This is a genomic window from Capnocytophaga felis, from assembly GCF_009684755.1.
GTDB lineage: Bacteria > Bacteroidota > Bacteroidia > Flavobacteriales > Flavobacteriaceae > Capnocytophaga > Capnocytophaga felis.
In genome coordinates, this window is sequence record NZ_BLBC01000026.1 from 1 (window position 1) to 14,993 (window position 14,993).

The 14,993-nt window shown below is 35.6% G+C and carries 9 protein-coding genes; 7 read left to right on the plus strand and 2 right to left on the minus strand.

The window, feature by feature from the left end; genetic code table 11:
• From GN105_RS12500 to dusB, 3 genes are all read left to right on the plus strand, one after another.
• Positions 1–549 (plus strand): hypothetical protein (locus GN105_RS12500; RefSeq protein ID WP_227977438.1); only part of this gene is annotated, 549 nt, incomplete at its 5' end.
• Positions 550–1,144: 595 nt separating this feature from the next.
• Positions 1,145–3,934, plus strand: a complete 2,790-nt coding sequence (gene polA, locus GN105_RS12505; protein ID WP_155285723.1) for a DNA polymerase I — start codon at positions 1,145–1,147, stop codon at positions 3,932–3,934.
• Positions 3,935–4,054: 120 nt separating this feature from the next.
• On the plus strand, positions 4,055–5,029 hold the full coding sequence (gene dusB / locus GN105_RS12510) for a tRNA dihydrouridine synthase DusB (RefSeq protein ID WP_155285724.1): 975 nt from the start codon (positions 4,055–4,057) through the stop codon (positions 5,027–5,029).
• A gap of 80 nt (positions 5,030–5,109) precedes the next feature.
• Here the strand turns inward: dusB and GN105_RS12515 are convergent, their stop codons facing one another.
• Positions 5,110–5,931, minus strand: coding sequence for a universal stress protein (locus GN105_RS12515; protein ID WP_155285725.1), 822 nt, complete (start codon positions 5,929–5,931; stop codon positions 5,110–5,112).
• A 282-nt stretch (positions 5,932–6,213) separates the two neighbouring features.
• Here GN105_RS12515 and rimP point away from each other — a divergent pair, with 282 nt between their 5' ends.
• The 3 genes from rimP to infB all read left to right on the plus strand — a co-directional run bounded on the left by rimP (position 6,214) and on the right by infB (position 10,890).
• Positions 6,214–6,681, plus strand: a complete 468-nt coding sequence (gene rimP, locus GN105_RS12520) for a ribosome assembly cofactor RimP (RefSeq protein WP_155285726.1) — start codon at positions 6,214–6,216, stop codon at positions 6,679–6,681.
• A gap of 12 nt (positions 6,682–6,693) precedes the next feature.
• Entirely contained in the window at positions 6,694–7,929 is a 1,236-nt protein-coding gene (gene nusA / locus GN105_RS12525; protein WP_155285727.1) for a transcription termination factor NusA, read from the plus strand.
• A 114-nt stretch (positions 7,930–8,043) separates the two neighbouring features.
• Positions 8,044–10,890: a translation initiation factor IF-2 gene (infB, locus tag GN105_RS12530; RefSeq protein ID WP_155285728.1), complete on the plus strand. Its 2,847-nt coding sequence runs from the start codon at positions 8,044–8,046 to the stop codon at positions 10,888–10,890.
• A 73-nt stretch (positions 10,891–10,963) separates the two neighbouring features.
• Here infB and pbpC read toward each other — a convergent pair whose 3' ends face one another.
• The gene (gene pbpC, locus GN105_RS12535; protein ID WP_155285729.1) at positions 10,964–13,297 is read right to left on the minus strand and encodes a penicillin-binding protein 1C; all 2,334 of its coding nucleotides are present in this window, start codon (positions 13,295–13,297) and stop codon (positions 10,964–10,966) included.
• Between the two features lie 176 nt (positions 13,298–13,473).
• Between pbpC and purB the strand changes: the two genes are divergently transcribed.
• Positions 13,474–14,811, plus strand: coding sequence for an adenylosuccinate lyase (gene purB / locus GN105_RS12540; protein WP_155285730.1), 1,338 nt, complete (start codon positions 13,474–13,476; stop codon positions 14,809–14,811).
• Positions 14,812–14,993 lie beyond the last annotated feature (182 nt).

The window sequence follows — 14,993 nt, forward strand, 5'->3', positions numbered from 1 at the left end:
TTACTTTCGCAGTTTAGTTTTCTTTTTGTATTAAAAAAATTACTACCTTTCGGGCAGGAAAATTTAAAAATAAAAATAATTATGAGTAACTTAATAAGTGCAAAGTTATCGGATTCTGATAAAGAACAAGTAAAAACAAAATTGCAAGAAATTCAGCAATTATTACCTTTTCTGATTGCTCTTCCGGCAGGTCAGAAAAGAGGAGGAGCTTCAATGGGGCAAAAAAGTGTGGAATTTGTAAATCTCGCTTTGCGTGGAGCAACTAATTTTCCGCAGTATTTGCTACAATCATTCAATAAGGAAGAGTTTGCCAATGATGTAAAACTAATCGACCAGCTTTGGGATATTCGTATTTTGGTGGCATCGCTTCTTGAAAATATTGATGATACTATTCACGCAGCATCTACCGATGCAATGTACACAGGCAATGAAGTGTATAGCTATCTGAAAACAGCTGCTAAGAAAGATGCATCGGTTAAAAACTTGGTAGATGAAATGGCGAAGCGGTATGAAAAAAAGAAAACAAAAACACCGCCTTCTGCTTTATAAAGAAAACTTTAAAAATGAAAAGCTTCAAGAATTGTACTTTTCTTGAAGTTTTTTTATTTTTATCATATTTTGTTTTTTAGCTTCTGAAAGCAATAAATTAAATTCCGGAATCAATATTTTAGCTTTTTTAGATTGTTTTTTTGCTTCCGAAAGCAATAAATTAAATTCCTGAATTAATTTTTTTGATTTTTTAGATTATTTTTTAGCTTCCGGAATCAATAAATTAAATTCCTGAATCAATATTTTAGCTTTTTTAGATTATTTTTTTGCTTTCAGAAACAATAAATTAAATTCCAAAATTAATTTTTTAGCTTTTTTAGGTTATTTTTTTGCTTCCGGAATCAATAAATTAAATTCCTGAATTAATTTTTTTGCTTTTTTAGGTTGTTTTTTAGCTTCTATATCTTTAACAAAGTTATAGAATTGTAAATTTTGTATGAAAATATGAAGTCGGAATTAATAACTGATGTATTGCATAGTAATTTTCTGATATTTATAAGTTCTTTTTCTGACTTTTTTTGACTACATTTGCCCAAAACCAAAAGAACAAAACCAATATTTTGTTTTTCACTTCACATTAAAACTGTTGATTATTTTGAAAAAAAAACTTTTCCTTTTAGATGCGTATGCTTTGATATTCAGAGGTTATTACGCTTTTATTAAAAATCCGAGAATTAACTCAAAAGGATTAAATACTTCGGCAATAATGGGCTTTATGAACTCACTTTTTGATGTGATTAAAAAAGAAAGACCCGACCATTTGGCTGTGGCTTTTGATAAAGGCGGAAGTATTGCCCGTACTGAAATGTTTACGGATTACAAAGCCAATCGGGAAGAAACTCCTGAGGCTATTCGTATTGCGATACCTTATATTCACGAAATATTAAAAGCCTTACATATTCCTATCATTGAAAAAGAAGGTTACGAAGCTGATGATATTATCGGTACGCTTGCCAAACAGGCTGAAAAACAAAACTATTTGGTGTATATGGTTACTCCGGATAAAGATTATGCACAATTGGTTTCTGATAATATTTTTGTGTATCGTCCTGCTCGAAACGGAAATGATGTTGAGGTTTGGGGAGTGGAGCAAGTAAGAGAAAAATTTGAGGTACAATCACCCGAACAAGTAATTGATTTTCTCGGAATGATGGGCGATGCAGTTGATAACATTCCCGGATTTCCCGGAGTGGGTGAAAAAACAGCCAAAAAGCTTCTTGCCGAGTTCGGAAGTTTGGAAAATCTGCTGGCAAATACGCATAAGCTGAAAGGAAAGATGAAAGAGAACATTGAAAACAATGCCGAAAAAGGAATTTTATCTAAAAAATTGGCAACAATTATGTTAGATGTTCCCGTAGAATTTGATGAAACTGACTTTGAGCTTTCAAAACCCGATTTTGAGGCTGTCGCCAAACTTTTTGAGGAATTGGAATTTAGGCAATTGCTTCAGAACTTTATGCGTACGTATCAACCTCCTGAAATAGTGGCACAAAAATCAACCTCATCGGAAGGACAAATGGATTTATTCGCAGTGCAAGGAAATTTATTTGCAGAAAATCTATCTTCCGGAAAGAAAACGATTCAGGATACGCCTCATCATTATCAGTTGGTAGATACGCCAATGGCTCGTAAGATATTGTTAAGTAATTTATTGCAACAAAAAGCAATTTGTTTTGATACCGAAACAACAAATCTTGAAAGCTTAAATGCCGAATTGGTTGGGATTGCTTTTTCGTGGCATAAAGGCAAGGGATATTACGTTCCGTTTCCTGAAAATAGGTCGGAGGCTTCTGAATTATTAGAAGAATTTCGCTCATTTTTTGAAAATGAACAAATTATAAAGGTTGGGCAAAACCTAAAATATGATATCAAAGTATTGCACACTTACGGAATAGAGGTAAAAGGTGAGTTATTTGACACAATGGTAGCACATTATCTCATTAATCCTGATATGCGTCACAATATGGATGTACTTTCAGAAACGTATTTGGATTATACACCCATTTCCATTGAAAAATTAATAGGCAAAAAAGGAAAAAATCAGCTTTCGATGCGTTCTGTTCCCATTGAAGAACAAAAAGAATACGCAGTTGAAGATGCCGATGTTACTTGGCAATTAAAAGAAATATTTGCAGAAGAACTCAAAAAGGTAAATGCTGATAAAATTTATCACGAATTGGAAGCTCCATTGGTAAAAGTGCTTGCGAAAATGGAGTTGGAAGGCATCAATTTGGATATTTCTTTCTTGAAAGAACTTTCCAAAAAGTTAGATGAAGATATTATTGCCTATGAAAAAGAAATTTTAGCAGCCGCAGGCGAAGATTTTAATTTGGCTTCTCCCAAACAATTAGGAGAAATCTTATTCGAAAAACTTAAAATCGACAGCAAACCAAAGAAAACCAAAACAGGACAATATGCCACGTCGGAAGAAGTATTGTCTTACTTTGCCGATAAACACAAAATCGTGGCTGATATTTTGGAATGGCGACAACTTCAAAAATTAAAATCAACTTATATTGACGCACTTCCTAATGAAGTAAACCCTAAAACAGGAAGAGTACACACAACCTATATGCAAACGGTTGCCGCCACAGGGCGTTTAAGCAGTAACAATCCTAATTTACAAAATATCCCAATCCGAACCGAGCGTGGGCAACAAATTCGCAAGGCATTCATTCCCAAAGATGAAAATCACATTTTGTTAGCTGCGGATTATTCTCAAATTGAACTGCGAATCATTGCTTCATTAAGTGAAGAACAAAATATGATTCAGGCTTTTTTAAATAATGAAGATATTCACCGTTCCACAGCTGCCAAAGTTTTTAATGTTCCTATTGAGCAAGTTACAAGAGAACAACGAAGCCACGCCAAAACAGTAAATTTCGGAATTATTTACGGTGTATCGGCTTTCGGATTGAGTAATCAAACCGAGCTTTCACGCACTGAAAGCAAAGAACTGATAGAAACCTATTACGCAACATATCCTAACTTACGCAACTATATCAACAAACAAATATTTTTCGCTCAACAACACGGATATGTAGAAACTGTTTTGGGAAGAAGACGCTATCTTCCTGATATTAATTCAAGAAATCAAGTAGTTAAAGGAGCTGCCGAACGAAATGCCATTAATGCACCTATTCAGGGAAGTGCTGCCGATATTATAAAAATTGCAATGATTCGCATTCAAAACCGATTGGAAAAAGAACAGTTCAAAACCAAAATGTTACTGCAAGTACACGACGAATTAGTATTCGATGTTCCAAAAACGGAATTGGAAGCGGTAAAAAATGCCATCAAATACGAAATGGAAAACGCCTTCAAACTTACCGTGCCTTTGGTTGTTGATTTGGGAGTAGGGACAAACTGGCTCGAAGCACATTAGTTCAGTTGGATAGCATAATGAGTCAATTCGGAAACGAAGCATAGGTAATGTTTTGGATTTTTATTTAAATGTCATAGTTTTGCAATCTTTTTTAAGTTTAATGGCACTAATTACCGGAAGATGGTCAAAATAGGAAACATAAATTTAGGAGAATTTCCGTTGTTACTTGCTCCGATGGAAGATGTGAGCGACCCGCCTTTTCGTAGATTGTGCAAAATGCACGGAGCGGATATGCTTTTTAGTGAATTTATTTCTTCCGAAGGATTGATTCGTAATGCAATAAAAAGTAAGCAAAAGTTAGATATATTTGATTATGAGCGTCCTGTGGGAATACAAATCTTCGGAGGTGATGAAGAAGCAATGGCTCTTTCTGCCAGAATTGTGGAAACAGTAAATCCTGACTTATTGGATATTAACTTCGGCTGCCCAGTCAAAAAAGTAGTTTCAAAGGGAGCCGGAGCAGGCGTTTTGAAAGATATTGATTTGATGGTTAGGCTTACTAAAGCAGTGGTTAACAGCACAAAACTTCCTGTAACAGTAAAAACACGTTTGGGCTGGGACGAAAATTCAATAAATATTGATGAAGTAGCAGAACGATTGCAAGATGTTGGCATTCAAGCGTTGTCTATTCACGCTCGTACACGTTCGCAACTTTACAAAGGTCATTCCGATTGGTCACATATCGCTCGAATCAAAGAAAATCCACGCATTAAAATTCCGATTTTTGGAAATGGAGATATTGATTCTCCTGAAAAAGCATTGGAATACAGAAATACATATGGCGTTGACGGGATTATGATAGGTAGGGCAGCAATTGGCTATCCTTGGATTTTTAATGAAATCAAGCATTTTTTCAAAATAGGAGAAAAATTACCATCTCCAACCATTTCAGATAGGGTGGAAGCCGTGAAAAATCACTTAACTTGGTCAGCCGAGTGGAAAGGTGAGCGGCAAGGTGTCTTGGAAATGCGTCGTCATTATGCAAATTATTTTCGGGGAATTCCTAATTTCAAAGAATATCGGCAGAAACTCGTAACTCTTGATAATTTCCAAGAAATTTTGGAACTGCTTGAAGAAGTAAAAAATAAATTTTAAACACAAAAAAACTTTGCCAAAGTGAATCTTTTGTTGATTTTTTGGCAAAGTTCAAAATTTCTAATTTTATAAAAATATGACTACATCCTAATTGTAAGTACGGGTTTTGTTGCGTGGTTAACCAAATCACTACTGATACTTCCATTAAAGAAATGAGCAATTCCTTTTCTTCCGCTTGGGAACATACAAATCAAGTCAATATTGTTTTCTCTTACGTAATTTAGAATTCCTGTTTCAATACGAATATCATTGTAAACGTGTGTTTCAAATTCTTTAACATCTGAATTTTGGCTTTCCAAAAACTCTTCCATACGCTCTCTGATTTCGGAAGTTGTCAGAAATTGATAAGGCGTATTGACGAAAACCAAGTCAATCTTCGCATTGAAAAGTTCCGCAAATTTCACAGCTTTCTCGAATGGTTTCAAGAATCTTTTTGTGAAATCGCAGGCAAACATAATGTGCTTAATATCAAGTTTTTCTTCAGGATTTTTAATTACAAGTACAGGTACACTTGCCCTACGGATTACTTTTTCAGCATTTGACCCAATGAAGAGCTCCTTAGTTCCTGAAGCTCCGTTTGAACCCATAAAAACAAGGTCAATTCCATACTTTTCAACAACATCTTCTACTGCATCTGCCAAAGGGGCTGTTTCTATGAGGTCTTTAATTTCAATTTCTTCTCCCATTTCTTTTTTAATGCTATCAAAACGTTGTTTTGACAGATTCAAAAAATACATTGCCTCAGGCACAGAAGATTGGTCTTGAGTAGCTAAACGAAGAGGCAACTCAAGGGCGTGTAATAGGAACACTTCAGCTTTTTGGCGTTTTGCCAACTCAATCGCAACTCTTAAAGAAGCGATTGATTTTTCTGAAAAATCGGTGGTAACGAGAATCTTTTTCATGATTATTACTTTTAGAGTTAAATAATTAATTTAATTTTTATAGCTGTTTTTATTCCGTTTTTTTGGGTGTTAAAATCACATTGGAATAATCAAAAGCCATTAATCTTTATTCGAGTTTTTGTACTAGTGATTAGGAGTAATTAACTTTCCGTAAAGGTACGAAATAAAAATCATATTGCAAAAATAAATTTGATTTTTTTCTTGATTTATTGAAAAAATTGTATCTTTGCCCCGATAAATGAAGTATTGAGGGGACATAAAGTCCCCTCTTTTTATAGAAAAATGAATTTTAAAGACAAGGTTAAGGAATTGGTAAACAGTGTTTTGGAGGAAAATCAAACTCTGTTTTTGATTGATTTATCCGTATCGAATGACAATGCAGTACGTGTTGTTATTGACGGAGACCAAGGTGTAGGAATTGATGATTGTATTGCTGTTAGCCGTGCAATCGAGCATAATTTGGACAGAGAAGAGGTTGATTTTTCCATTGAAGTAACCTCTTTTGGAGCCACAGAGCCTTTTCAGCTGGAAAGACAATATCGAAAAAACATAGGCAGAAATGTTGAGGTTAAAACTATTGATGGAAAAAAACACGAAGGTCTGCTTAAGGGCGTGGAAGAGGGAAATATAATTCTGGAAACAGAAACTCGAGAACCTAAACCAGTTGGGAAAGGTAAAGTAACTGTAAAAAGAGAGCATTCATTTGCTTTAAATGATATAAAAGAAACGAAAGTAATCATTAAATTTTAATAAAAAATTATTATGGATAATCTTGAATTAATAGAGTCTTTTTCAGAGTTTAAAGATGACAAATTAATTAACCGTGAAACTTTAATGGCGATTCTGGAAGAAGTATTTCGTAATACTTTGAAAAAGAAATATGGTTCAGATGATAATTTTGATATAATTATTAATCCTGATAAAGGTGATTTACAGATATTTAGGAATCGTGTGGTAGTTGAAGACGGAGCTGTTGTAAATGAAAATCAGGAAATAGAATTAACAGAAGCTCGAAAAATTGAGCCTGATTTTGAGGTAGGTGAAGACGTTTCGGAAGAGATAAAAATTGCAAGTTTAGGACGAAGAGCCATTTTAGCTTTGCGTCAGAACTTAATATCTAAAATACACGAATATGACAGCACAACTATCTATCGCAGATTTAAAGATTTAATAGGGCAAATATACACGGCTGAGGTTCACCATATTAGGCATCGTGCAATAATATTGTTGGATGATGAAGGAAACGAAATAGTTTTACCAAAAGAGAAGCAAATTCCTTCTGATTTTTTCAAAAAAGGTGAACACGTTCGCGGAATTATTGAATCTGTGGAACTTAAAGGAAATAAGCCTTCTATCATAATGTCAAGAACATCGCCGGTGTTTTTGGAGCGTTTGTTTGAGCAGGAAATTCCCGAGGTGATGGATGGGCTAATTACCATAAATAAAGTTGTTCGCATTCCGGGAGATAAGGCAAAGGTTGCCGTTGATTCTTTCGATGACCGCATAGATGCTGTGGGGGCTTGCGTAGGAGTACGTGGTTCACGCATTCACGGAATTGTTCGCGAATTAGGAAACGAAAATATTGACGTAATTAACTATACATCAAATGCTTCATTGTTAATTGCACGGGCGTTGGCTCCTGCCAAAGTAAGTTCGGTTACAATTAATGAAGAAGAAAAACGTGCAGAGGTTTTCCTTCAAACGGAAGAAGTTTCAAAAGCAATTGGAAAGTCAGGATATAATATTCGTTTGGCGAGTCAATTAACTGGATATGAGATAGATGTGTATCGTGAAGGAATCAATGATGAAGACATCGAACTTAGTGAGTTTGATGATGAAATTGAAGCCTGGGTTATTGAAGAATTCCAAAAGGCAGGTTTGGATACAGCAAAAAGTATCTTGGAATTAGAAGTTTCTGATTTGATGAAACGAACAGACCTTGAGGAAGAAACAATTCGTGAGGTTATCAAAATTTTAGAGGAAGAGTTTGAAGATTAATGATTATCTTTGCCGAGATTTTCGCTTTCGGTAAGGTTTTGAACATTTGTGAGAACAAAAAAATTGAGGTTTACAAGGCTATAAGTTATTTGATTATAGCGAAATAAAAAATATATGAGCGAGGGAACTACAAGATTAAGTAAGGTTTTAAAGGAGTTTAATATTTCTTTGGATACGGCTGTTGACTATCTTAAGAAAGATAAAGGGATTGAAATTGAATCTAATCCCAACGTAAAGATTTCGGGTGAAGTTGTGAAACTTCTTTCCGACAAGTTTAATGCGGATAAGAATAAACGTGAAGCTTCAAAAGAAATTGTTGAAGATCAGCGTAAAGAGCGTGAAGCTATTCGTATTGAACAAGAAAAAGAAAATGAAAAGAAGCGTAAGCAACAGCAAGAACAGGAAGTTATTAGGGCTAAAGCAACTGTTGCAGGAGTGAAAACCGTAGGCAAAATTGACCTTGAGCCTAAAAAGGAAGAAAAGCCGATTGAAGCTCCAGTTAAAAAAGAAGAGCCTATTCAACAACCTGAAAAAGAAGAGGTTGTAACTCCATCCAAAATTGAAATTTCTGAAGAAATTAAAGAAACTAAACCTGAGCCTGTTGAAGAAAAAGCTCCAATTGTGGAAAAAGCTAAAGAACAACAGAAGAAAAAAATAGAAATTCCTCAAAAAAATAAACCTCAAATCCAAAAAACTCAAAATCAACAAGATGTTCAGAAAAAGGTAAAAGAACTTCCAAAACAAAAAACGGAAGAAAAAGAACCCGAAGAGCCTGAAGTTCTTGAAACTCAATATCAAAAACTTACTGGACCAAAGTTAGTCGGAGAAAAAATTGACTTGAGCCAGTTTGAAAAGAAGAAAAAGAAGAAGAAAAAAGGCGAAAAACCTAAAGATAGTAAACCTAATACAGAGACTCAAAAAGGCGGAGACGATAACGCTGAAAAACGTAAACGCAAACGCATCCGAAAAGATGAGACAAATGTTTCATCGGCTAACAATAATAAAAAGGACGGAAAAAATAGAGACAAAAAGGCGAAAACGTTCACAAGAGTAGAGCCTACTGAGGAAGAAGTTCAAAAACAGGTTCGTGAAACCTTGGAGAAATTACAAGGAAAAGCTACTAAATCAAAAGGAGCGAAGTATCGTAAAGAAAAACGCGACTTGCATCGTCAGAAAACCGAAAGTGAATTAGCACAATTAGAACAAGAGGAAAAAATACTCAAAGTAACTGAATTTGTTACTGTAAATGAGCTGGCTACAATGATGGATGTGCCAATTAATAGAGTAATTGGGGCGTGTATGTCATTGGGGATTATGGTTACTATGAATCAACGTTTGGATGCAGAAACTCTGACAATCGTAGCAGATGAATTTGGTTACGAAGTAGAATTCGCCACAGCAGATATTGAAGAATCTATTCATATTGAAGAAGATAAAGAAGAAGATTTAGTTCCAAGAGCCCCTATTGTTACCGTTATGGGGCACGTTGACCACGGAAAAACCTCGTTACTGGATTATATCCGAAAAGAAAATGTAATTGCAGGTGAAAGCGGAGGGATTACGCAACATATTGGAGCTTATGGAGTTAAGTTGGAAAGTGGAGAAAGAATAACTTTCTTGGATACACCAGGGCACGAGGCGTTTACTGCAATGCGTGCACGTGGTACAAAGGTTACGGATATTGCTATTATTGTGGTTGCTGCCGATGATGATGTGATGCCGCAAACCAAAGAAGCTATCAGTCACGCACAAGCAGCAGGTGTTCCTATTATATTTGCTATCAATAAGATAGATAAACCTACTGCAAATCCTGAGAAAATTAAAGAGCGTTTGGCTGGAATGAACCTTTTGGTGGAAGATTGGGGAGGAAAAATTCAGTCGCAAGATATTTCAGCAAAACAAGGTATTGGAGTTCAGGAGCTTTTGGAAAAAGTACTTTTAGAGGCTGAATTATTGGAATTGAAAGCCAATCCGAATAAGCGTGCTGTGGGTACGGTTGTTGAAGCGTCGCTTGATAGAGGGCGAGGATATGTTTCCACAGTATTGGTTGAGTCGGGAACATTGAATGTAGGCGATTACGTATTGGCAGGAACAAATTCCGGAAAAATCCGTGCGATGCACGATGAGCGTGGTAAAAAAGTGAAAAGTGCAGGACCTTCTACTCCTATATCTATTTTAGGTTTGGATGGAGCTCCGCAGGCAGGAGATAAATTCTATGTGTTTGAAGATGAGCGTGAAGCTAAGCAAATTGTAGCCAAACGAGCTCAATTACAACGCGAACAATCTGTACGTACACAACGTCATATTACGCTTGATGAAATTGGAAGACGTATTGCATTGGGTGATTTCAAACAGTTGAACATCATCTTGAAAGGGGACGTAGATGGTTCGGTAGAAGCTTTAACCGATTCATTCCAAAAATTATCAACAGAAGAAATTCAGGTTTCTATAATTCATAAAGGAGTTGGTGCAATTACAGAATCAGATGTGCTATTAGCATCAGCTTCCGATGCGATTATTATCGGATTTAACGTCCGTCCGATGGCAAATGCCCGAGCTTTGGCAGATAAAGAAGAAATTGATATCCGCACATATTCAATTATTTACGATGCTATCAATGATTTGAAAGATGCAATGGAAGGAATGCTTTCTCCTGTGTTTAAGGAAGAAGTTACCGGAACGGTTGAAATTCGTGAATTGTTCAAAATTTCAAAAGTGGGAACCATTGCCGGTTGTATGGTTACTGATGGAAAAATATTCCGAAATTCAAAAATCCGAATCATTCGCGAAGGCGTCGTAATTTATACCGGAGAGTTGGCATCACTTAAACGTTTTAAAGATGACGTTAAAGAAGTTTCAAAAGGTTATGATTGTGGATTGCAAATCAAAAACTACAACGATATTAAAGAAGGCGATGTAGTTGAAGCTTTCCAAGAAGTAGCGGTTAAAAAGAAATTGTAAGAATTAATTAGATAAAAAGAGGGGCAACATTAAAATTGCTCCTCTTTTTTATTCAATTTGGTGAAAAATGAATTTATTGAACAATGATTTGAATTACCTTTTCTTCGCCTTTGGTATTAATAATTCGTAAAATATTATCACCTTTTGGAGCATAAACTTTTATTTCGTGAAAAACATTCGTTGAGCCTAAATAAGTTTCGTTCAAATACCAAAAAATATTTCCTTCTTCGGAAGATGCCGCTTTTGCAATGAAGGGCTGTAACTTTCCACCAAAGTTTTTGGTTGTGTAGATAACACTTTTATGTTTTGGATAGATAAAATCAAGTCTTTTTGAGTTGTTTGATTCTGAGCAATCCTCTCGAAAAGGAGGAAGATTTTGATAGTTGATATGATTATTTTTGTAATACCATTCCATAACTGGGGGAAGAACAAACCACGATTTTGAGACTATATTGCTGAGAGACTCACAAGATGTGTTTACTTGAAATTGCTCGCTTTTATCAAGATGAACAACTTTATGATACGGACAAACATTATGGTCATTGGTTGTAATTGAAGTAAGCACGGATTTTTTAGGACATTCTTCTTTTGCTAAAAAACCTGATATTTCACAAACCGTAAGTTCTTCCAAATCATCATAAGGTTTTGAAAACCAAGAAGTGGGAGGTAGGGCGTTGAAAATTTCAAACATTACGGGAGCAGCATAAGAAGCTCCGGTAAGCGTGGGTCTTCCTTCTCCTGTGGCATTTCCTACCCAAACGGCAACGACAAACTCGGGAGTAGTTCCTATTGCCCAAGCATCCTTATTACCGAAACTCGTTCCGGTTTTCCAAGCGATTTTTCGTGATGATTCATAGTATTTCCACGCAACATCTTCCGTAGGGCGGTTTACTTCTTTCATAGCTTCGAACATTTTCCAAATAGCTCCTGCTCTCAAAACAGGAACATCAAACGTTAAATTTCCGAAATCAGTTGTTTTTTCTGTTAAATTGTATCTTAATTCTTGAAATTCATCAGTTCTGTACATCTGTTTTTGGGCAAAAATATTTAGTTCCGAAGCCAAATTAGTGTAGGCTCGTGCCAAATCCCATAAGTTGCTTTCGGCTCCCCCTAATATAATCGACAGTCCGTAATGGTCGGGATGTTTCTTGATGTCTGAAAGTTGCAGTTTTTGAAGAATGTCATAAAATCGGTATGTTCCGAATTTTTGTAGCAGCCATACGAAAGGAATATTCAATGATTTTGCCAAAGCCATATCTGCAGGAACGGCTCCTTCGAAAGTATTATTAAAATTTTGAGGAGAATATCCTGAAATTTGAGTAGGAATATCAGGAATCAGTTCTTTTGGTAACAAATCCCCGTTATGGAGCATCGCGGCGTAAAGTATTGGTTTTAAAATGCTTCCTGTACTTCTTGGAGCGTGAATGATATCAACGTCTTTCTGATGATTTTCATCAGTGGGGGTATTTCCTACGTAAGCCAATATGTTGCGAGTTTGTACGTCAATCACGATTGCTGCCATATTGTACACTTCGGATTGTGAATAATGCTTGTAATAATTTCCAACAATCTGATTTACTTTTTCTTGAAGATTCATTTTCAACGTTGAACGGATACGCTGTCCTGGTTGTTTTTTTGTAATAAAGTCCAAAAGATGTGGAGCTGTTTGTGGTAATTTATGCGGTTTTTGTGGTAACGGTTCTAATAGAGCAAGTTCATAGGTTTCCTTATCAAAAATATTTTTTTCGTGTAATTTTTTAAGGAGTTTGTCTCGTTTTTCTTTTAAAATAGTTTGATTTTTTCCTGGAAAAATCAGGCTTGGAGCATTTGGAAGTACCGCCAGTGTGGCACTTTGTCCCCACGATAGCTGATGAGGAGCTATGCCAAAATACCGCCAAGAAGCCATATCAAGTCCCACGACATTTCCGCCGAAAGGAGCGTGAGAGGCGTAGAGAGATAAAATTTCTTCCTTTGAATGCCGAAATTCCAAACGGGTTGCCAGAATCATCTCGGTAAGTTTTTCAAAATAGGTACGTTTTTGGTTTTCTCTGGAAAGACGAATAACCTGTTGGGTAAGTGTACTTCCTCCACGAACCACCTTACCTTTTTTGAGGTTTTCAAAGAGAGCCTTCCCAATTGAAACAGGGTTTATTCCCCAATGGTAGTTAAAATATTCATCTTCAAAATGAAGAAGTGATGTTTTGAATCGGTAAGGAATACTGTCCGTTTGGGGAAATCGCCACTGTCCGTCCTGTGCAATTTTCGCTCCTAAAAGATTTCCTTCGGAACTTTCCAAAACAGTAGCGTAATTGTCTGGAAATAAGTATTTAGGAAGAGAAAAATAATACCATACCGATGAAAATATGATTATCAAAAATTTGAAGGGATTGCGTTGAATCTTTCCCATTATTTGGAGAAGAAAGTATTTAATATGGCAGAAAATCTTTTTCAATGTCCTTTCGAAAACTTAAATGGATTTAAAAACGAGAATACCACACAAAGGTAACGAAATAATCCGTAAATCATAATTTTTCAATTCATAAAATTTCCTATCTTTGTCCCTTACCAAAAATACAGAAAAAGATGTCATTACAAGCAATTTCTCCTATTGATGGTCGTTATGCCGACAAAACAAAAGAATTAGTACCGTTTTTTTCGGAAGAAGCTTTGATTAAATACCGAATATTGGTAGAAGTGGAATATTTCATTGCTCTTTGCGAGTTGCCTTTACCTCAATTAAAAGATTTTCCGAAAGATTTTTTCCCGAAACTTCGCGAATTGTATCAAAATTTCAACTTGGCTTCGGCTTTGGAAGTTAAAGAAATTGAAAAGACAACCAATCACGACGTAAAAGCTGTTGAATATTTTATAAAAAAAGCCTTTGATACATTAAATATATCTGAATATAAGGAGTTTATCCATTTTGGACTCACTTCACAAGACATTAATAATACGGCGGTTCCGCTTTCTGTTAAGGAAGCGATGAATGATGTGTATTATGCTAAATTACAATATGTTATAGATGGTTTGAAAATGTTTGTTTCCCAATGGAAAGATGTTCCTTTATTGGCACGTACTCACGGACAACCGGCATCGCCTACCCGTTTAGGAAAAGAAATTGAGGTTTTTGCCGTGCGGATAGAAGAGCAATTAAAACAACTCAAAAATATTCCTTTTTCGGCAAAATTTGGAGGTGCAACAGGAAATTATAACGCTCATAACGTGGCGTATCCGTCCGTGAACTGGAAAGCTTTCGGGACAAATTTCGTGGAAAATATTTTGGGATTGCACCATTCTTTTCCTACCACACAGATTGAACATTATGATAATCTGGCTTCACTTTTCGACGCTTTAAAACGCATCAACACCATATTAATAGACTTCAACCGCGATATTTGGACATATATTTCAATGGATTATTTCAAACAAAAAATCAAGGCGGGAGAAGTGGGGTCATCGGCGATGCCACATAAGGTAAACCCAATTGACTTTGAAAACTCGGAAGGGAATTTAGGGATTGCAAATGCTATTTTTGAACATTTGTCGGCAAAATTACCAATTTCACGATTACAACGTGATTTAACCGATAGTACCGTTTTACGAAATGTAGGCGTTCCGTTTGGACATACATTGATAGGATTGAACTCCACATTAAAAGGAATGGGCAAATTGTTACTCAATGAAGAAAAAATCCGTTGGGATTTGCAGCAAAATTGGGCGGTGGTTGCAGAAGCCGTACAAACAATTCTACGCAGAGAGGGCTATCCTAATCCTTATGAAGCTTTAAAAGGACTAACCAGAACCAACGAAAAAATTAATCAACAAACCATAGCCTCATTTATTGAAACCTTAAATATTTGTGAAACTGTTAAAAATGAGCTAAAAGCAATTACTCCCGAGAATTATACAGGTATTTTTTAAGTGATGATTTTTTGAATTGATAATTAGTTTGTTATATGCGTGTTTCATAGTTTTACAAATCATTTATTGATGTAAAGAAGTGGGAAATATTTGGATTTTCCACTTCTTTATCTGTAAAATTTAACAAGAATTAATGTTATTTATTTGTATTTTGAAAGATATTTTATACATTTGTCCCGCAT